The following is a 17,374-nucleotide window of genomic DNA, read 5'->3' as shown; positions in this document are numbered from 1 at the left end:
ATAGGTCTGGAACCCACCCTTAGCCGCCCTTGGTTATGTCCGGACTGAAGGCTTTTGGCTCTGTGAAGGGGGCAGTCAGCACGTCTAGATCACCGTAGCCGTCGAGGAAGCTGTAGGCTTCGATCATCTCTGCGTAGCCATCTTTGACGTAGAGCATGAACTCCAGCGGGTAGGCATTCGGTCCCACTTCAGCACGAACTCATCCTCCAGGACTGACGTTGACCACGGCTGGCGGTAATGCCCTGTCTACGCTGAACTCCGTGAAGAAGCCGAGCCCTGTAAAATCGCGAGAAGTCACCTCAGCCGACTTCAACTGATCGACGAGAGCGCGGCTTTCGGTAGGGCTGACCTGCTCTGCCAAAATGACAGCGGCGGCCATCTCGAGTGCAGAAAGCTGGTTCATACCTCAGCGTATCTCGGCGCGGGCGGTGAGCCAACGTCTCCCGCCCACCCAACTCGGCCCATCGCTGCGTCCGCTTTCTGAAGAAGTTCATCTGGGCGAGGCGCGGTCTGGGTGGCGCCAGGAGCGGACGTTGCCGTCGATCCGGGAAAACGACCTTCAACCGGTGATCAATCGGCATCCAGCGCCGAAGGGCTCTCTGAGTCTGCCGGTCGCCCAAGCCCCGTGAGGCCCTGCTCGAACGGCGCGATGGTGTCCTCGCCTGGCGGCCTTGGCGGCAAGCCAGCCGCGAACTGTCGCAACCCGACGATGACGAACACCAACACCGCGATCGCGGCCATGACCGCGCTGGCGGCTCCGAGGACATGACCCACGAGAAGCCAGGCGTCGTGGGTCATGACGCTGATGACGATTGCGCTGATCATCATCAACGCGCTGACGCACAGCAGTCGGCGGGCCAGATTTAGAAAAGTCACGGAGCCACTCCATCCGAAGTGATCGCCAAGCCCTCAGGCTTGGCCGGAAACGGACGCCCGGCTCGACGACGCGGGCGTGTCCACGCGCGAGCCAGCGCATGGTAGAGCGGGACCGGCGCGACCGCTTCGGAGCAGCGCCGGGCGATCAGCGTGCAGAGCAACAGCGGCCCGACTAGGCCTGGATCGCGGGTCATCTCCATCAGGATCACCGCGCTGGTCAGCGGTGCCTGGACGACGCCCGCCAAGTAGCCGGCCATGCCGAGCGTCACCGCCTCGCGGGCGCCTGCCCAAGGGGCCAGATGCGCGAACAGCGCTCCAAGACCGGCGCCCGTCGCCAGCGACGGGGCGAAGATTCCGCCCGGCGCGCCGCTGGCCGCCGCCGACAGGGTCGCTAGCCACTTGCCGAGCGCCAGCCCGCCGCCGGAGGCGTAGTGGCCAAAGAGCAGCGACTTGGCCTCGGCGTAGCCCGCGCCATAGGTCACCCCGCCGCTGAGGACCGCAGCCCCCGCAGCGATCACACCGCAGATCAGCGCGAAGCGGACAGGCCGCGCGTCCTTCCAGCGCCGGACGCGATTGTCGCCGACCAGCACCGCGGCCATCAGGCCCGAGAAGAGACCTCCGGCCAGCCCGGAGACGACGCCGATCAGAGCCGCGCTCAGCCAGGCGTGCCAGCCGGCTGAACCGGACATGTCGCCGAAATAGGCGTAGTTGCCACCCAGCGCGTAAGCGGCGACGCCCGCGGAGACCACGGCCAGGATCACCACCGTGTTGGCGCGTTTGTCAAAGCCCCGCGCCAGTTCCTCCACGGCGAAGACGATGCCGGCGATCGGGGTGTTGAACGCCGCCGACACCCCGGCCGCGCCGCCGGCGATCAAGAGTGTGCGTCGGCCCGGTCCTCCGCGCAGCCAACCGGTCAGGAACACCATGACAGCCGCGACCACCTGGACGGTGGGCCCTTCGCGACCGATAGATCCGCCGCAGACCAGCAGCAGCGCGGCCAGGAAGATCTTCACCAGGGCCGTGCGGATCGAGACCCGTTCGTCATGGATCTTCTCGCCGTCCAGGCCCCGTCCCCGCCCGATCTCGCCTGCGGCGATCACCTGCGGGATGCCGCTGCCTGCGGCGGCCGGGGCCAGGCGGCGCATCAGCCACACGCAGAGCGGCATGCCGACGACCAACAGCAGCGGCCCAAGCCAGGCTCGGCCCATGATCACCCGCGCGTGCAGCGCCATGGCCGCATCGCACAGCTTGGCGAAGCCGACCGCCGCGGCGCCGGCGGCCACGGCCGCGGCCACGACCGCGCCGGTGCGCATCGAACGTCGGGCCCGCAGGCGCACCAGCTTGTGCTGACGGCCAAGGGTCTCCAGAGGCGAGGACATGGGCAAAGCACTTTTCGACGCCGAGGCGCGACAGAAAGAGGACGGTTGGATCAGGCGTTTACATCGCCTCACGATGTTTAGGCCGTAATCGCGCGCGGCGGTCGGGTCAAGGCGAGCGTTTCAGGTCCGGCGGGAGGGCAGGTTCTTGATGAGGATCGCCACGATGATCAGCACGAAGGCGGCTAGGCGCGGCAGGTAGACATGACCATCCTCCTCCTGTCCCGACCTGGCCAAGAGGGTGAAGATCTGGGCCGTAGCCATCAGGGCGAAGGCACCCGCGAAGGCCAGGAACAGGCGGTCGCGGCTGCTGGCCCAGAACCGCAGGAAGAAGACGGCCGCAACCGCGTAGCCCATGGCCAAGGCGCCGCCAACGAAGCCGATCAGGATAGGTGGATGCATCAGTCGCGCTCCCAGATGAAGCCGCCCAACAGGACACCCAGAGCAGCGGCCGCCGCCACCTGGCGCCACACCCAAAGGTCTGTCGTTGGAAAGAGTACGAGGTCGGCGACAAGGAGGAGATTGTTCAGCGCCAGAAGAGCAAAGCTTACGGCGCACCAGAGCAACAGGCGATGGCGCGAACGCCCATAGGCCCGCGCCAGCAACACCGCGCAGACCAGGCTGGTGGCCAAGCACAGCAGATAGACCAGTTGCGGCGCGAGCAGGCTCATCATTCCTTGCCCTTCAGCCGAAAGGCGTCGGCTAGGTCGTGCAGAGCGCTGCTGCCTCGCCCGATCAAGCTGATCATCGCGAACGGCTTCTGACGATAGGCGCCTTCGGTGCGAGCGCAGAGAGCGTCGAGTTCGGCGTTGGCGGCCCGATAGGCCCAGCCCTCCCCATCCTGCACAGCCAGACCCAACGCCTGCAGGCGCGTGAGGATCTCGCCGACCATGCCAAGATTGGCGCGCAGCTCGGCGGTCAGCGCCCCATCCGTCCAGACGCGATCCGGCGTGCTCCTGATCAAGAGCAACAATTCCAGCGCCCACACCGTGCGCAGGTCCGACACCACGAACCGCACGATGTCGTCGTCAAATCCAGGATCGCCCCGACGCGGCATCTAGTCGTCCGCCATCGTCGCGTGTGAACGTTTCAAACAACCCGCCATCCTTCAGTCGCCGCCCAGGTCCATGCCCAGGGTCGGGCCAATGCCATCGGGATGATCGCCAAACGGATTTGCCGGCGCCCGTCGGCGCGCCAGATCGTCCAGGCGAGCCCGCAGGCCCTGGTCGAGACCGGCGGCGGCCTCGTCACCGGACGGATCTTCCAGCCCCGCGGACGGGGTTGCGGCCAAAACACGCCGCAACGCCTCGTCGAAGACCCGTCCATGTTCCGAATTGGGCGGCGGCGGCGCCTCCAGGAAAGCCACGACGGTTTCCAGGGCGTCCTCCCAAGCGCTTTGGCTCATGGGGTCTCCAGCACGATCAACGCTTTGCCGCTCAGCCGCCCAGGCGTTGCGACACGAACCACGCGCAGACTAGAACAGTGGCCGCGACGAGGATGATTTCAAGCGGCAAGCCGCTCAGGTGGCCAGGCTTCATGGTGCGTCTCCTCCCGCGGCGGCTCTGGCGGCCGCTCGCGTCGGCTTGCCCCGACTCAAACATCGTATCACGATGCTTTGCGCCTGTCGCCGTCCGGCGCGGTCACGACCTCGACATCGCCGCCAGAGCCGCGACGAATCGATCGCGCCAGGCCGAGACGTCGTCGCGCGTCACGCCGTCCATCAGCCGCCTCCAGCGCGCGACCCGCTCGGCCTTGGGCATGGCCAAGGCCTGGCCAAGCGCCTCGGAGGTTTCCTCGCGGCTGAACGGGTTGATGATCAAGGCGTCCTGCATCTGCTCGGCGGCGCCGGCATATTTGGACAAAACCAAGACGCCCGGATCCTCCGGATCCTGGGCGGCGACGTATTCCTTGGCCACCAGGTTCATCCCGTCGCGCAAGGGTGTGACCAGCCCCACCTGGGCCGCCCGATAGATGCCCGCCAGCTCGTCCCTCCGGTGGGCCCGGTTGACGTAGCGGATTGGCACCCAATCGACCGTGGCGAAGGCGCCGTTGATGCGGCCCGACACACCGTCGAGGCGCGCGCGGATCTCCTGATAGGCTTGCACGGCGTCGCGGCTGGGGGTGGCGATCTGCAGCAGGAAGACGCGCTCGGCCCAGTCAGGATGATCGACCAGAAGTTGCTCGTAGGCCAGGAACCGCTCCTCAAGCCCCTTGGAATAGTCGAGGCGATCGACCCCCAGAATCATGCGCCGGCCCGCCTGGCTGGCGCGCACGCGTTCGAAGGTCTCCCGGGCCGGGTCTTCCTGGGCCAGTTGTGCGAAAGCCTCGGCCTCGATCCCGATCGGAAACGCCCCGATGCGCGTGCACCGGCCACCGGCCTTGACGACGCCGCCGCTGATTGAAAGCTCCAGCTCGCGTTCGACATAGTCGGAGAATGCCTCCAGAGCGTCGTGCGTCTGGAAACCGACGAGGTCGTAGGCCAGCAGCGATTCCACCAGCTCCTTGTGCTGAGGCAAGGTGGTCAGCAGCCGCCGGCTCGGCCAGGGAATATGCAGGAAGAAGCCGATGCGATTGGTCACCCCCAGCCGCCGCAGTTCATCGGCCAGGGGGATCAGGTGGTAATCGTGGATCCAGACCAGGTCGTCTGGCCCGATCAGCGGGGCCAATGTTTCGGCGAAGCGGCGATTGACCCTTTGATAGCCCTCGCCGAACGAGCGCTCGTAGGCGGCCAGATCCGTGCGCGAATGAAACAGCGGCCAAAGGGTGCGGTTGGCGTAACCGTCGTAATATTCCTCGCGATCCTGCTCTTCCAGATCGACCAGGGCCACGGTCACGCCGCCGACCTTCTGCATCGAAATCTGGCCGGTGAAGCTGTCGATCGTCTCGCCGCTCCAGCCGAACCAGACCCCTGAATATTCGCGAAGGGCCGCCGCCAGCGCCATGGCCAGACCCCCGGCGGTGCCCATGCCCGCGTCGCTGGGCGGATTGACGCGATTGGAGACGACGATCAGACGGCTCACGAGGCGCGCTCGACGATCGCCGCCTCCAGCCAGTCCAGGACCGCCGCGACGTCGGCTAGGCGATAGCGGGCCACGGTCTGGCGCCGGCTTTCGCCCACCAGCACGCCATAGCCGCCAGCCGCCTCGGCGGCCAGAAAACCGTCCTCGTCGGTGAGGTCGTCGCCCACGAAGATCGGTCGCGCGCCCTGGAAGGGCCACTCGGCCATGAAGGCCTCCAGCGCCTGGCCCTTGTCGGCGCCGGCGGTGCGCAGCTCGGCGACCATGTCGCCTTCCTGCAGGACCAGGTCCGTCGCCGCCTCCAGGCGGCGCGCCACTTCGCGGACCGCCTCGCAGGCCGACGGGATGGCGCGATAGTGCAGCGCGACCGACAGCCCCTTGTCCTCGACGATCAACTGCGGCTGGGCGCGGGCCAGCGCCTGGAAGATCGCGGTCGCTTCGGCCAGTTCCGGGGCGGCGAGCACGGCGATCTCCTCGCCCACGGCTGTGCGGCGTTGCAGACCATGGACGCCGGCCACGGCGGCGACCGCGTCCTCGGTGATCGCCGACACCTCGGCTATCGTGCGGCCGCTGACGATGGCGATCCGGCGGCCCAGGCGCTCGGCCAGCCGGCGCAGGACCAGGGTGCGCCGAGGATCGGGTTTGACGCCGTCTGGCCGGTCGACGATCGGCGCCAGGACGCCGTCGAGGTCGAGGAACAGGGCGCTGCCGGCCGTATCGAGCGCCGGCGGCGGTAAAAGCGTATCGGGAAAGCTGATGATCTGGGCCGTCATGGGGTCTCCATGGCCGGCGCCCGGGAAATTCAGTTCGGACGCGACCTGCCGTCGCGCCGGAGGACCGGCGGCGGCTCAAGGGGGCGATGGCCAAGCCATCGCGGCGGTGGGATCGAGCTCTAGGGCCGCGGCGAGCTGGCGCGGCGGCTTGGCGTGGCGCGCCGAGCGCGCGGGCGGCGAGATGCGCCGGCTTGGATCTTTGGTCGCATAGGAATGCCCCTTGTGGTCTGAAGCGCCGTGCGCGGCGCGATGGTTCTCCAAAGTGTCGGACCGGCCACCGAAGGGATGGCTGGCCCCGTCGCACAATGCGACGTCGGCGAAAGCGCGAGCCGGGTCCAGGCGACCGCGGCTGGCATGAGACTAGCAGGCCAGTCAGCGTGCGGGCGGCGTCTCACGGGATAGTGACGCCGGCTTTACCGCCCTGCCCCGGCCCGACCCGCAGATGCGGCGCGTGGCCCGGCCGAAGCTCCAGGTCGCCCAGGCGAACCTCGGCGCCGGCCAAGGCCCCGGCCGCCGCCATGACGGCGGCCCCGATCAGCAGAGTCCAAAGCCGCCATCGACGCCGCAACGCCGGCGCGAGCCACCCTCTAAAAGCCCGCGCCGGCGGCCCCGTGACCTGGGCGCGCACGGCTTTTCTGAAAGCCATGGGCCATAAATATCGCGGCACGATCTAATGAGTCAAATCGGTCAATCACGAAACCGCCACGACTCGGCGCGCGTGCTAGAAGATCGATTGGCCGCGAGCTTGGTCGCGCCGCCAGGATCAATCCCGTGACGTCGCCGCCCTCGCCGCCTTCGCCAACCCTCGCCGACAGCCCCGCCCTGACCGAAGACGACTACCGCGCGCTGGGGGATTTCCGCCTGGCGATCCGCCAGTTCCTGGCGTTCAGCGAACAGGGCGCGCGCGAACATGGCCTGAGCGCTCAACAGCACCAGGCCCTGCTGGCCATCAAGGCCCATCCGGGACCGGATCCGATCTCGATCGGCGAGCTGTCGCGCAGCCTCCTGATCAAGAACCACAGCGCCGTCGAACTGGTCGCGCGTCTGGTCGAACGCGATCTTGTGGCGCGCCGCGATTCCGACGCCGACCGCCGCCGGGTGATCCTGGCCTTGCGTCCGCGCGGCGAGGCGATCCTGGAAGCCATCTCCCAGCGCAATCTGGGCCGCCTCAACGAGGGGGCCGACATCCTGGCCGGCATCATCGAGGCCGCCCGGCGCGCGGCGCGGCCCAGTCGCTAGCGAGAGTTCAACAGACCAGCACCGAGGCGCGCGCCGCCCACAGGCTTTGCGGCGACACCGCGTGTAAGGGGACCGAGGTCAACAGCACCTCGCGCGAGATGACGATCAGGTCGGTCGGACGCGCGCCAAGATAGTCCCAGACCGCCGCGCCAAGCCGCTCGGCGTGGACGGCGAACGCCCCAGCCCGGCCGTCCAGCGTCTGGCGGACCAGGGCGAGCTTTTCGCTGGGATCCTCTCCAGGATAGGCGGCCACCACCACGTCGAGATCGAAATCGGCCAGACCCGACTGGGCGATGATCAGATCGAGCGCCGCCCGCCGCCCCGGCTCGGCGTCCATCACCGCCACAACCCGTGTGATGGGCAGGAAGACCTTGGACACCAAGCAGACAGGGACCTTGGCCGCGCGAAGAATAGGATCGACATGACGGCCCAACATCGTCGGATCGTTCTGGGCCCCCGCTCCCCTCTTGCCCATCACCAGCAGGTCGGCCTCGGCGCTAATCGCCGCGGCCAGGACCCCGCCCTCGACGAGGGTCTGCTGCGGCGCCTCAGCGCCCTGGTCGGTGACCTGGACGGTCAGGTCCGACAAGAGCCGTTGGGCGTCCTGGACAGCCTCATCCGGCTCGCGGGCGTGGCGCAACTGCAGCCGCCCGCCCAGGCGACCGCAAAGCCAGGCGGCGTGCTCGGCTACGCTGGAAGCGTAGGCCGATTGGTCGACCAGGGCCGTAACCCGCGCCGAACGCTCACTCATCGCCGCTCGCTCATCGCGGCCAGTCCGCCAGCACGGCGCCCTTGGCGTCCTCGAAGGCGACGCGGTCCAGCTCCACGGCGAACAGGCAGGTGGGACGGTGTTCGGCCGACTCGCTCCAGCACCGGATCGCCGCCCCGTCGGCGAAGCTGGCGATGCGGCCCTCCAATCGCAGATCAAAGGACTGTGGTTGATCAGCGCCGCCCCCGTCGAGCTTGACGACATGTTCATACGGACGCTCGCTGCGACGCTCCACGCGCGAGGCTCCTGCGTCATGGAACATGGCCAGACCAAGGCTTGGCGCCTCCACCGGCGTCGGCGTCGCCGGCGGCGCGACATCGCGGCGCTTGGGACAGGTCTCGCGCGTCAGCCATGGGCGCGGGATCCAGAAGCCCTCGACCGTCTCGGCCGGAGCCTGGCCCGAGGCGGCGCGGACCAGCGGCAGGTCGGTCCAGGTCGCGGGCCGCGCGACCAAGCGCAGCGTAGGACCGGCCGGGTCGTACTGGTAGTAGGCCTGGGCCGGCCCCGGATCAGCGGCCGGCCCGCCGCAACCGAAGGCCAGCTTGACCATGAAGCGGCGCCCAACCAGATCCTTGGCGCCGCCGGTCGAGCCCGCCGCATAGGCGTCAGCCGCCGCCGCGGACGCGGCGATCAGATCGGCGCGGGTCGCGATGGCTGGCGGCGCGGGAGCGGCTGGCGCGGGCACGAAGGGCGGCGGCGGCTCGGGCGGGGTCGCCGGGACAGGCCCAGGCCGCGTCAGCACCAGGACGAGCACGATAATGGCCGCGACCCCAGTGGCGATGGGGGCGATCAAGGCGAACTTGCGGTCCGGAGACCTCGGTCTATGGTCGCTCATGGCGCCAGCCTAGCAGAAGACAGGGTCCCGATTGCAATCGTCTCCGCCCCGGTCCGCGCCGGACGTCCCGCCCAGACCCCCGGCGCGCCGGCGATGAGCCTTGCCCAGATCATCGCCCTGTCGGTGCTGGCCGCCGTGGTCGCCGCCCTGATCCACGGCAAACTGCGCGCCGACGTCGTGGCCCTGGCCGGCGCGGCCGTGCTGCTGGGCACGCGCACCGTGCGCCCGGTCGAGGTTCAGGGCGCCTTCGCCAGCCCCGCCATCCTGGCGCTGGCCTCCTTGTTCGTCATTGCCTACGCCATGGAGCTGTCCGGCTTGCTGGGCCTGCTGATCCGCGGCGCCACGCGGCTTTGCGCGCGCATGGGCGCGGCGGGCCTTTGGCTGGTTATCGTGTTTTGCGGCATGGCCTCGGCCTTTCTCAACAACACCCCGATCGTGGTGCTGGGCGCCCCGGTCGTGCGCGACGTTTCCCAATCGCTGGGCCTGTCGCCCAAGCGCTTCCTGATCCCCCTGTCCTACGCCACCATCCTGGGCGGGGCCTGCACGCTGATCGGCACCTCGACAAACCTGTTGGTCAACGACATGGCCCGCAACGCCGGGCAACCGGCCTTCAGCCTGTTCGAAGCCACGCCAGTGGCGTTGATCATCGCCGCGGCGGGCGGGCTCTATCTTGTCCTGGTGGGGCCACGCCTGCTCAGCGTCGAGACGACCACGCCGACCGAGCCGCCTTCCCAGCCTCAGGCGGCGATGACCCCTGCGGGCGAGGATCCGGCCCTCTACCCGATCGACGCGCCGTTCGACCCCTGGCGCGCGGGCGCGGCGCTGGGCGTGTTCGTGCTGGTGGTGACCGTCGCGGCCCTGGGCCTATTGCCGATCGCCGCGTCGGCCTTCGCCGGCGCGGTGCTGCTGGTGGTCACCGGCGTGATCGGCGTGGAAGACGCCTATAAGGGCCTGCGTCCCGAGATCCTGCTGCTCATCGCCGGCATGGTGGTGGTTGGCCTGTCCCTGGAAGTCACCGGCCTTGCGGCCCTGACCACCGACGCTCTGGTCGGATGGCTTCGTCAACTGGGCCCGCTCTACGCCCTGGCCCTGATCTATGGCGCGACTCTTTTACTCACCGAGCTTCTGTCCAACGCCGCCGTGGCCGTTCTGCTGACGCCGATGGCCGTGGCCCTGGCCGAGAGCCTGGGGGTCAGCCCCCGACCCTTCCTGGTGGCGGTGATGATGGCGGCCAGCGCCGCTTTCGCCACGCCGTTCGGCTACCAGACCAATGTGCTGGTCTACCAGATGGGCGGCTACCGCTATCTCGACTTCGTGCGCATCGGCGCGCCGCTCAACCTGATTACCTGGGCTGTCGGCTTGGCGGTCATCCCGGTGTTCTTCCCGTTCTAGGCCCCAACAGGGGTCACGAATTCGTCAGGTCGATGTGTCCGGGCGACTCATTGGATCGTGCTACGATGTTTTTGGGCCAGCGCGTTAGGCCCTGAACAGTGGGGACGCAATGACCGATCATGACAAGGAAACCATTCTGCTGATCTGCGGCGAAGACATCGACGCCGCCGCGATCATGACCACGCTCTATGACGCCGACATCCGTGTCGTGGGTCCCATCCAGACGGCCAAGATGGCCCTGGCCATGACCGCCCAGACGGGTCCGACCCTGGCGCTGATGGCCGGCCAACCGACCGGCGAGCGCAAGGTCCCGGAACTGGCCGCGACGCTGTTGTCGACCTGGGGCGTGCGCTCCATGCTGCTCGATCCTCTCGAGCACGAAGCCCACGGCCAGCATGACTGGCGCGCGCCCGATCATCAGGTCGCGCGCATCCGCCACGCCCTGACGCGCGAGCCCTTGCAGGCCTAGGGCCGCCTGGCGCCGCCACGAGCGCCGCGTCGCGCGGCGCAACCCGCACAGCATGAGGAGGCGCGCCTGATGACGGCGAGCGAACGAATCCTGGCGGGCCTGCGGGCCCTTCTGACGCATTTCTCCGGCCTGAGCCCCTTGGTCTGGATGATCGACATCGCCCTGACCGTGGGGGTGACCGCCGCGGCGCTTGCCGCGGGGCGCCTGGCCAGGCGCCTGGCGCGGCTGGGCGCTCATCACCTGCCCGGCCCATCCGACGCGGAAAAAACCGTGCGGTCCAATCGGCTGGCGCGGCTGGCCGGCCGCGTCGCCCAGGTCGCCGCCGGCGTGGCCGCGGGGCTGATCATCGCCGACATCTGGGGCTTCAACCTTCTGGCCTGGACGGCGGGCCCGTTCGGCGCGCGGATCCTGGCCAGCGCGATCCGCCTTGGCCTGCTGCTGATCGTCGGGGTGGCGGCGTTCGAATTGGCGGGCCTGGCGATCGGCCGCGCCATGGGAGGCTTTGCCGACCACGCCGCCGAACCGCGCCGTCGCGCCCAGCTGGCCACCCTGGCGCCGCTGCTGCGCGGCATCGCCCAAGGCGCCATCGTCATCGTCGCGGTGCTGATGGGCCTGGGCGAGCTGGGGGTGAAGATCGGACCGCTACTGGCCGGAGCGGGCGTCGTCGGTGTCGCCCTGGGCTTTGGGGCCCAGACCCTGGTCAAGGATTTCCTGACCGGCATCTTCCTGATCGTCGAGGACATCGTCTCGGTGGGCGACATCGTCCGCATCGGCGACAGCGGCGGCCTAGTCGAGCAGATGACCCTGCGCACCATCCGGCTGCGCGACTTCAACGGCACGGTGCACGTCTTTCCCTATAGCGAAGCCCAGGTGCTGCATAACCTGACCAAGAGCTTCTCGTACTACGTCTTCGACCTGCAGGTGTCCTACGCCTCGGATCTGGATGCAGCCCTGGCGATCATGCGCAGGGTCGGGGCGCGTCTGAAGGCCGACCCGGACTTCGCCGACAAGATCCTCGAACCGATCGAGGTGGTCGGGGTCGACAGCCTGGCCGACAGCGGCGTGGTGCTCAAGGCGCGGATCAAGACCCCGCCGCTACAGCAATGGACCGTGGGGCGTGAATACAACCGGCGCATCAAGCTGGCCTTCGACGAGGCCGGCGTGGAGATCCCCTTCCCTCACCTCAAGATCGTCATGCCCGAACGCCAGATCGCCGAACTGGTGGGCGCGATCTAAGGGCATGACCAAGCCCGTTCCAGGCCCGCCGATCCCACCCTGCAAAGGCGCCATGCCATGACCTCCAAACCCCTTTCCGCCCTCCTCGCCCTGGTCGCCCTGGCGAGCACGGTCCCCGCGCAAGCGATGGACGAAGGCCAAGACCCCGGAGCGGCGCTGGACGCAAAGGGTCCCCTGGGTCTGGCCGGCGTCGAGGCGCTGGTCGGCCTTCCCGTGTCGACCCTGGCCGCGGCGCCCTTGGTCTGCGGCGAACCCGGGCCCGATGGCGCCAAAGCCTGTCGCGTCGCGCGGCGCTACGGCGACTATCTGATCGACAGCCCGCCGCGGCTCACCGACAAGGTTCGGCTGAAGCGGCTGACGCTGTTTGTCCGTGGTCAGAGCGTCGAGGCGGTGTCGCTGGAAACATCGCCCGACAATTTCCATGCGCTCATCGGCCTGCTCAAGGCGCGCTTTGGACCGCCCGCCTCGTCGCATAGCGCGCGCGTCCAGTTCGCCCATGGCGCGGCGCCGCGACTGACGATGACTTGGCGGGCGGGCGGGCTGCAGGCGAGCCTCACCGATCCGACCCCATTCGGGACGCTGTCCGTGCGGATCACGGCCGGCCACGCCCTTCCCAAGCGGCCGGCGACGTAAGTCCGGCCACGTTCTGACCGAGCCTCCAAATAATATCGTGCGGCGATGTTTTTTGCCGAACCTTAAGGTCCGATTCACCATTCCGACGGCGCATTGGCCCCATGTTCGACTTGAGATTTCTTCACGCGCCCTCGCGCGTTCACCAGGCGCTTTGGACGCCATCGGCCTGGATTCTCCCCGTCTTCGTCGGCCTTGCGGCCTGCCTAGCGCTGTTTGCAGGTCCGGCCGCTAACGCCGCAGGCCAGGGTTCCGATGAGCGGTTCGCGGCCATCGTCATCGACGCTCAGACCGGCGAGACGCTGTACGCCCGTCATGCAGATGCGCGTCGGTATCCAGCGTCGATCACCAAGGTGATGACCCTGTACCTGGCGTTCGACGCGCTCGACGCGGGCCGCGCCAAGCCGACCGACCGGGTCATCATCTCGCCGCGCGCCGCCTCGCGGCCGCCGTCGCGCCTGGGCCTGGCGGCGGGCTCGAGCCTCAGCCTCCAGGAGGCGATGGATGTCTTGGTCGTCAAATCGGCCAATGACCTCGCCACGGCCCTGGCCGAGCGTCTCGGCGGCAATGAGGCCGCCTTCGCCCGCGCTATGACCGCCAAAGCCAGGAGTCTTGGCCTGTCTCACACCCAGTTTCGCAACGCCTCGGGCCTGCCCGATCCGGGCCACTACAGCACCGCGCGTGACCTGGCCTTGCTGGGCCGTGCCTTCCTTCGCGATCATCCCGACGACTACGCCATCTTCAACCAGGAGCAGACGGTGTTTCGCGGCCGGGTGATCCGAGGCCATAACCGCTTGCTGGCCAAGCCGGGGATCGATGGTTTCAAGACCGGCTTCGTCAATGCCTCGGGTTACAACCTGCTGACCTCGGGTCGACAGGACGGGCGGCGGGTCATCGCCGTGGTGCTGGGCGGGCGCTCGGCGCGCTCGCGCGACGCCTTCATGGAACGATTGGTCCAGGCCAGCTTCTCGAGCCTGGCCATCCGCTCAGCCGGCTTCGAGGTCGCGGTCAACGATCTGCTGAACCCGACGCAGCCGGCGCGGCAGGTTGACGACAAGGCCATTCCACCAGCCGCCGCCCCAACCTTGATGGCGTCCACGACAACGGAACCTGAAATCGCCCTCGCCCAAGGCGATGTCGCCTCACCTTCCGCAGAACGCGCGCGATGGTGGGTGCAGGTCGGGGCCTTTCGCTCCAAGGCCAGCAGCGCGGCCAGGCTGGCCGACGTCACCAAACGTCATCCCCGCCGGTTTGGCGCGCGCGCCCGCGACGTCTCCAGGATCGGCGCGCTGTTCGCAGCGCGGTTTTCGGCCCGCTCGGCCGAAGGCGCCAGCGCCGCCTGCGAGGTCCTGACCGCTGAGGGGGAAGATTGCCTAGTCCTCATGGAGTGAGCCTGTCGTTTCGCCGCATGCTGTGGTTCTCCCCAGGCAACGAAATCCAAGCCGGGCGGCGCGACCAGCAAACATGGTCCGGCGGCACATCGGACTTCGCCGTAGGACGCCGGCCAACATCCATTCTCGGGCCAGACCCTTAGGCGTCTTCCGGGATGGCTGGGAGACGCCTCTTGGCCAGGCTCAGCAGCGTCGCGCCGAGGGTCGCCGAAACCAACGACCCGACAAGAACCCCCACCTTCACCTCGTTTTGAAGCGCCGCGTCCTGGAACGCGAGAAGACCGATGAACAGGCTCATCGTAAACCCGATCCCGCACAGCAGGCTGACACCGTAGAGCTGCAACCAGGAGGCCGCGACCGGCAAGCACGCGATGCGCAAGCGGATCGCCAGCCACGCCGCCAGGAAGACGCCGGCCTGCTTGCCCAGGAACAGGCCCAAGGCCACGCCCAGCGTAACGGGCTGGACGAGGACCGAGGGCGTCATGCCGGCGAACGAGACGCCGGCATTGGCGAAGCCGAAGATCGGGACGACGAGGAACGCCACCCAAGGCGACAGCGCGTGCTCCAGACGGTGAAGCGGCGATGTCGCATCGTCCGGCGCGGCCTTGGACGCCCGCAAGGGAATGGTCATCGCCAAGACCACGCCAGCGATCGTGGCGTGGATGCCCGATAGGAGGACCAGCCACCAGAGCGCCACGCCGAGCACCAGATAGGGCGCGAGCCTGGTCACCTTCAGTCGGTTGAGGCCCACCAGCAAGACACTGGCGATCACCGCGCCCACGAGAGCCGCGACATTCAGCTCGGCGGTGTAGAACACGGCGATGACCAGCACGGCCACGAGGTCATCGACGATGGCGAGTGTCGCCAGGAAAACTTTGAGGCTTGTAGGGACGCGCGGACCCAGGAGCGAGAGGACGCCGAGCGCGAAGGCGATGTCCGTTGCCGTCGGGATAGCCCAGCCGCGAAGTGTGTCGCCGCTTCCCGCGTTTAGACCGGCATAGACGAGTCCGGGAACGACGACGCCGCCGGCCGCGGCGATGCACGGCAGCGCCCGGTTCGACCAAGTGGCCAACTGCCCGTCCAGGAACTCGCGCTTTATCTCCAACCCGACGAACAGGAAGAACACCGCCATCAGTCCATCGTTGATCCAATGGAGCAGGTCGAGGCCGGCGAACGAGGTGTGAAGCGCGCTGAAGTATCTGTCCGCCAACGGCGAGTTGGCGACGAAAAGCGCGAGCACGGCGGCGGCCATGAGGAGCAACCCGCCGGCAGCTCCGCTGTCCAGGAGTTCTCTCAAGACGGACGGCTTGCGGGTGCGTTCAAGCATGGCGCGGGTCTCCGCGCTGGCGGCCCGACCAACGTAAACCCTGATAGACCAACGCGGCCGACCACCCAGCCTCGCCTATCGCATCCGACGCTCGCGCGAACAAGTCTCTGCCATGCTCGGCAATGTGCCGTCTTGCTTCAGCGGGAGCATGGATGATGGGCCCGTGTGCGCCAATAGCTGCCTTTGGAGCGGTGCCAGAAACACGACCTTCGATGATATGTTCAGGCTCGGCCGGCCAGCCACCCTTCGCCGCCTTTTGGATTGTTTGCTTCCGGTCCAGCCAAGCGGAGGGTTCTCCAGCTGAAAAGCACCTTCTGAAGGCCTGTTGGCGGGTCTGACCCAATGATATTCTGGCGAGGGGGGAACCGGTGGAGGTTCACCATGCCAGATAGCTCATCGCCTTCTTTAATTCCGGCAGCGCAGTACCTGCGCATGTCGAAGGATCATCAGAATTACTCGATCCGCAATCAGGCCCGCGCGATCGCGGCCTACGCCGCCAAGAACGGCCTAGTGGTTGTGAAAACTTACAAGGATCCAGGCGAGAGCGGCTTGACGCTCAGAGAACGCCCCGGCCTCCAGGCGTTGCTAGCCGATGTGCTAAAGCCCGGTAGACAGTTTACAAGGTTACTGGTCTACGACGTTAGCCGCTGGGGTCGCTTCCAGAACCTCGATGAGAGCGGCCACTATGAATTTCTGTGCTACGCGGCCGCAGTGCCGGTCTCGTACTGCACAGAGACGTTCGACAACGATGGCTCGCCCCTCAGCAGCCTTCTCAAGCAGTTCAAACGCTTTCAGGCTGCGGAGTACAGCCGGGAGCTTTCAGAGAAGGTCTTGTTTGCTCAGCTCTTGCAGGCGCGGATCGGCCACAAGCTGGGCGGCAATCGGCGCTATGGGTTCGAACGGCTGCTGGTCGATGAGCACGACCGTCCAATTCAAAGGCTAGAGCCTGGCCAGACCAAGGCGCTCAACAATCAGCGTGTAGTGTGGGCCGTTGGAGACAGCCAAGAGATCGCCGTCATCCGGGAGATCTTTCGATGGTACGCCTTCGATGGGATGACCATTCCTGAAATTGCCCGCGTTTTGAATGAAAAGGGCGTTCCATCGACTGGCAGTAGCTGGACCCCACTGCGGGTGCGTAACGTCCTGAAGAACGAACTATTGGTCGGCGTGCATGTATTCAACCGCACGAGCCAGCGCCTCAAGGGCGCCCGCAAAGCAAACCCGCCCGAGGCCTGGATCCGGACGAAGGTCCTAGAGCCGGTTATCAGCTGTGCCCTATTTGATCGTGCGTCGCGCCGGCTGCGTAATTCCCAACGCCTTCTGCCCCACGGCCAAGTCGCTGCTGCTTTGGCCCGGCTCCTCAAAGCCAGAGGGTACTTGACCAGCAACCTGATCGATAGCTGCCCTTATACGCCTAGCACGAAGACCCTCTACCGGCTTTATGGATCAATGCAGGCGGCCTACGGCGCCGTGGGCTACCGAAGTGAGCGTTGGGACCGCCGGCCCAAGACCGAAAGGGTGTCCAGCAAGGAAGATGTGCTGGCTGCCCTCCGTGCCGTTTATGAGCGAGAGGGCCATGTCAGCGAAGCGATGCTCAACGCTGACCCGTCGCTTCCGGCGGCTGCCCTCTGCCGATATCATTTTGGAAAGCTGACGAACGCGTATCGGCTGGCTGGCATCCCTTACGACTACGCTGAGTTCAAACGACGCGGCATGGCCAGGACGAAGTTACAGCGCGCCGAGCAGCCGCCTCGCAGGGTGACGACCCCTAGGTGGCCAACCGTTGACGGCCGATACTCTGACTTTGAGCTGCTTGACCACCTTAGGCGGCTGCACACCCGTCACGGGTATGTCACAGCGCGATTGATCCGCGCCGACCCGGAGACGCCGCCGACCGCCCTGTTTGTTCACCGGTTCGGATCTTTAACAAAGTCCTACAAGTTTGCGGGCATTCGGCCTAGCAACTCCAGTTCGTGGAGCCGGGAAGCTCGGGTAAAGCAGGCGCCAGCTTTCAGCCAGACGCCATAGGTGCCCACGGCGGCCA

The 17,374-nt window shown here is 67.3% G+C and carries 21 protein-coding genes; 7 read left to right on the top strand and 14 right to left on the bottom strand.

The window, feature by feature from the left end; all coding sequences use genetic code 11:
• Nucleotides 1-19 precede the first annotated feature (19 nt).
• From AC1DMQ_RS14615 to AC1DMQ_RS14565, 11 genes are all read right to left on the bottom strand, one after another.
• Nucleotides 20-157, bottom strand: a complete 138-nt coding sequence (locus AC1DMQ_RS14615) for a hypothetical protein (protein ID WP_477034284.1) — start codon at nucleotides 155-157, stop codon at nucleotides 20-22.
• A gap of 42 nt (nucleotides 158-199) precedes the next feature.
• The gene (locus tag AC1DMQ_RS14610) at nucleotides 200-403 is read right to left on the bottom strand and encodes a hypothetical protein (protein WP_477034283.1); all 204 of its coding nucleotides are present in this window, start codon (nucleotides 401-403) and stop codon (nucleotides 200-202) included.
• Nucleotides 404-570: 167 nt separating this feature from the next.
• Nucleotides 571-876: a hypothetical protein gene (locus AC1DMQ_RS14605; RefSeq protein ID WP_477034282.1), complete on the bottom strand. Its 306-nt coding sequence runs from the start codon at nucleotides 874-876 to the stop codon at nucleotides 571-573.
• The gene (locus tag AC1DMQ_RS14600; RefSeq protein WP_477034281.1) at nucleotides 873-2,255 is read right to left on the bottom strand and encodes a chloride channel protein; all 1,383 of its coding nucleotides are present in this window, start codon (nucleotides 2,253-2,255) and stop codon (nucleotides 873-875) included. The genes AC1DMQ_RS14605 and AC1DMQ_RS14600 overlap by 4 nt, the downstream gene beginning before the upstream one ends.
• Nucleotides 2,256-2,375: 120 nt before the next feature.
• On the bottom strand, nucleotides 2,376-2,654 hold the full coding sequence (locus AC1DMQ_RS14595) for a DUF5985 family protein (RefSeq protein WP_477034280.1): 279 nt from the start codon (nucleotides 2,652-2,654) through the stop codon (nucleotides 2,376-2,378).
• On the bottom strand, nucleotides 2,654-2,926 hold the full coding sequence (locus AC1DMQ_RS14590; protein WP_477034279.1) for a DUF5985 family protein: 273 nt from the start codon (nucleotides 2,924-2,926) through the stop codon (nucleotides 2,654-2,656). Before AC1DMQ_RS14590 ends, AC1DMQ_RS14595 begins: the two co-directional genes overlap by 1 nt.
• Nucleotides 2,923-3,309 (bottom strand): hypothetical protein, encoded by a 387-nt coding sequence (locus AC1DMQ_RS14585; protein WP_477034278.1) that lies wholly within the window; start codon nucleotides 3,307-3,309, stop codon nucleotides 2,923-2,925. Before AC1DMQ_RS14585 ends, AC1DMQ_RS14590 begins: the two co-directional genes overlap by 4 nt.
• A 51-nt stretch (nucleotides 3,310-3,360) precedes the next feature.
• Entirely contained in the window at nucleotides 3,361-3,657 is a 297-nt protein-coding gene (locus AC1DMQ_RS14580; RefSeq protein WP_477034277.1) for a hypothetical protein, read from the bottom strand.
• Nucleotides 3,658-3,892: 235 nt separating this feature from the next.
• Nucleotides 3,893-5,272, bottom strand: a complete 1,380-nt coding sequence (gene otsA, locus AC1DMQ_RS14575; RefSeq protein WP_477034276.1) for an alpha,alpha-trehalose-phosphate synthase (UDP-forming) — start codon at nucleotides 5,270-5,272, stop codon at nucleotides 3,893-3,895.
• Nucleotides 5,269-6,042 carry a trehalose-phosphatase gene (otsB, locus tag AC1DMQ_RS14570; protein WP_477034275.1) on the bottom strand — a complete coding sequence of 258 codons (774 nt, stop codon included), beginning with the start codon at nucleotides 6,040-6,042 and terminating at the stop codon, nucleotides 5,269-5,271. The genes otsA and otsB overlap by 4 nt, the downstream gene beginning before the upstream one ends.
• A 391-nt stretch (nucleotides 6,043-6,433) precedes the next feature.
• Nucleotides 6,434-6,688: a hypothetical protein gene (locus tag AC1DMQ_RS14565; RefSeq protein ID WP_477034274.1), complete on the bottom strand. Its 255-nt coding sequence runs from the start codon at nucleotides 6,686-6,688 to the stop codon at nucleotides 6,434-6,436.
• Between the two features lie 125 nt (nucleotides 6,689-6,813).
• Between AC1DMQ_RS14565 and AC1DMQ_RS14560 the strand changes: the two genes are divergently transcribed.
• On the top strand, nucleotides 6,814-7,281 hold the full coding sequence (locus AC1DMQ_RS14560; RefSeq protein WP_477034273.1) for a MarR family transcriptional regulator: 468 nt from the start codon (nucleotides 6,814-6,816) through the stop codon (nucleotides 7,279-7,281).
• Between the two features lie 7 nt (nucleotides 7,282-7,288).
• Here the strand turns inward: AC1DMQ_RS14560 and AC1DMQ_RS14555 are convergent, their stop codons facing one another.
• Complete coding sequence (locus tag AC1DMQ_RS14555) at nucleotides 7,289-8,032, bottom strand: universal stress protein (RefSeq protein ID WP_477034272.1); 744 nt, start codon at nucleotides 8,030-8,032, stop codon at nucleotides 7,289-7,291.
• A gap of 10 nt (nucleotides 8,033-8,042) precedes the next feature.
• On the bottom strand, nucleotides 8,043-8,885 hold the full coding sequence (locus AC1DMQ_RS14550) for a hypothetical protein (protein WP_477034271.1): 843 nt from the start codon (nucleotides 8,883-8,885) through the stop codon (nucleotides 8,043-8,045).
• A gap of 93 nt (nucleotides 8,886-8,978) precedes the next feature.
• Between AC1DMQ_RS14550 and AC1DMQ_RS14545 the strand changes: the two genes are divergently transcribed.
• The 5 genes from AC1DMQ_RS14545 (at nucleotide 8,979) to AC1DMQ_RS14525 (ending at nucleotide 14,003) form a co-directional block, all read left to right on the top strand.
• On the top strand, nucleotides 8,979-10,277 hold the full coding sequence (locus AC1DMQ_RS14545) for an SLC13 family permease (RefSeq protein ID WP_477034270.1): 1,299 nt from the start codon (nucleotides 8,979-8,981) through the stop codon (nucleotides 10,275-10,277).
• A gap of 109 nt (nucleotides 10,278-10,386) precedes the next feature.
• A complete protein-coding gene (locus AC1DMQ_RS14540) occupies nucleotides 10,387-10,746 on the top strand; it encodes a hypothetical protein (RefSeq protein WP_477034269.1) in 360 nt (119 codons plus the stop codon).
• 69 nt (nucleotides 10,747-10,815) lie between these two features.
• A complete protein-coding gene (locus AC1DMQ_RS14535) occupies nucleotides 10,816-11,982 on the top strand; it encodes a mechanosensitive ion channel family protein (protein WP_477034268.1) in 1,167 nt (388 codons plus the stop codon).
• Between the two features lie 57 nt (nucleotides 11,983-12,039).
• Nucleotides 12,040-12,615 carry a hypothetical protein gene (locus tag AC1DMQ_RS14530; RefSeq protein WP_477034267.1) on the top strand — a complete coding sequence of 192 codons (576 nt, stop codon included), beginning with the start codon at nucleotides 12,040-12,042 and terminating at the stop codon, nucleotides 12,613-12,615.
• 101 nt (nucleotides 12,616-12,716) lie between these two features.
• Entirely contained in the window at nucleotides 12,717-14,003 is a 1,287-nt protein-coding gene (locus tag AC1DMQ_RS14525) for a D-alanyl-D-alanine carboxypeptidase family protein (protein WP_477034266.1), read from the top strand.
• Between the two features lie 139 nt (nucleotides 14,004-14,142).
• On the opposite strand, the gene nhaA is transcribed toward AC1DMQ_RS14525, so the two are convergent.
• Complete coding sequence (gene nhaA / locus AC1DMQ_RS14520; protein ID WP_477034265.1) at nucleotides 14,143-15,330, bottom strand: Na+/H+ antiporter NhaA; 1,188 nt, start codon at nucleotides 15,328-15,330, stop codon at nucleotides 14,143-14,145.
• 381 nt (nucleotides 15,331-15,711) lie between these two features.
• On the opposite strand from nhaA, the gene AC1DMQ_RS14515 reads away from it, so the two are divergent.
• Nucleotides 15,712-17,358, top strand: coding sequence for a recombinase family protein (locus AC1DMQ_RS14515; protein WP_477034264.1), 1,647 nt, complete (start codon nucleotides 15,712-15,714; stop codon nucleotides 17,356-17,358).
• The last annotated feature ends 16 nt before the right edge of the window (nucleotides 17,359-17,374 follow it).

The organism is Caulobacter sp. 05L422 (assembly GCF_056397765.1).
Note: the sequence above shows the minus strand (reverse complement) of the source record. Positions and strands in the feature narration are given on the sequence as shown.

Excerpts from the sequence above, each read along its gene's own strand:
- AC1DMQ_RS14600 (WP_477034281.1), bottom strand. The coding sequence starts at position 2,255 with ATGTCCTCGCCTCTGGAGACCCTTGGCCGTCAGCACAAGCTGGTGCGC.
- AC1DMQ_RS14550 (WP_477034271.1), bottom strand. The coding sequence starts at position 8,885 with ATGAGCGACCATAGACCGAGGTCTCCGGACCGCAAGTTCGCCTTGATC.
- AC1DMQ_RS14590 (WP_477034279.1), bottom strand. The coding sequence starts at position 2,926 with ATGATGAGCCTGCTCGCGCCGCAACTGGTCTATCTGCTGTGCTTGGCC.
- AC1DMQ_RS14580 (WP_477034277.1), bottom strand. The coding sequence starts at position 3,657 with ATGAGCCAAAGCGCTTGGGAGGACGCCCTGGAAACCGTCGTGGCTTTC.
- AC1DMQ_RS14585 (WP_477034278.1), bottom strand. The coding sequence starts at position 3,309 with ATGCCGCGTCGGGGCGATCCTGGATTTGACGACGACATCGTGCGGTTC.
- AC1DMQ_RS14530 (WP_477034267.1), top strand. The coding sequence starts at position 12,040 with ATGACCTCCAAACCCCTTTCCGCCCTCCTCGCCCTGGTCGCCCTGGCG.
- otsB (WP_477034275.1), bottom strand. The coding sequence starts at position 6,042 with ATGACGGCCCAGATCATCAGCTTTCCCGATACGCTTTTACCGCCGCCG.
- AC1DMQ_RS14610 (WP_477034283.1), bottom strand. The coding sequence starts at position 403 with ATGAACCAGCTTTCTGCACTCGAGATGGCCGCCGCTGTCATTTTGGCA.
- AC1DMQ_RS14555 (WP_477034272.1), bottom strand. The coding sequence starts at position 8,032 with ATGAGTGAGCGTTCGGCGCGGGTTACGGCCCTGGTCGACCAATCGGCC.
- AC1DMQ_RS14545 (WP_477034270.1), top strand. The coding sequence starts at position 8,979 with ATGAGCCTTGCCCAGATCATCGCCCTGTCGGTGCTGGCCGCCGTGGTC.
- AC1DMQ_RS14615 (WP_477034284.1), bottom strand. The coding sequence starts at position 157 with ATGCTCTACGTCAAAGATGGCTACGCAGAGATGATCGAAGCCTACAGC.
- AC1DMQ_RS14535 (WP_477034268.1), top strand. The coding sequence starts at position 10,816 with ATGACGGCGAGCGAACGAATCCTGGCGGGCCTGCGGGCCCTTCTGACG.
- AC1DMQ_RS14565 (WP_477034274.1), bottom strand. The coding sequence starts at position 6,688 with ATGGCTTTCAGAAAAGCCGTGCGCGCCCAGGTCACGGGGCCGCCGGCG.
- nhaA (WP_477034265.1), bottom strand. The coding sequence starts at position 15,330 with ATGCTTGAACGCACCCGCAAGCCGTCCGTCTTGAGAGAACTCCTGGAC.
- AC1DMQ_RS14540 (WP_477034269.1), top strand. The coding sequence starts at position 10,387 with ATGACCGATCATGACAAGGAAACCATTCTGCTGATCTGCGGCGAAGAC.
- AC1DMQ_RS14515 (WP_477034264.1), top strand. The coding sequence starts at position 15,712 with ATGCCAGATAGCTCATCGCCTTCTTTAATTCCGGCAGCGCAGTACCTG.
- AC1DMQ_RS14595 (WP_477034280.1), bottom strand. The coding sequence starts at position 2,654 with ATGCATCCACCTATCCTGATCGGCTTCGTTGGCGGCGCCTTGGCCATG.
- AC1DMQ_RS14525 (WP_477034266.1), top strand. The coding sequence starts at position 12,717 with ATGTTCGACTTGAGATTTCTTCACGCGCCCTCGCGCGTTCACCAGGCG.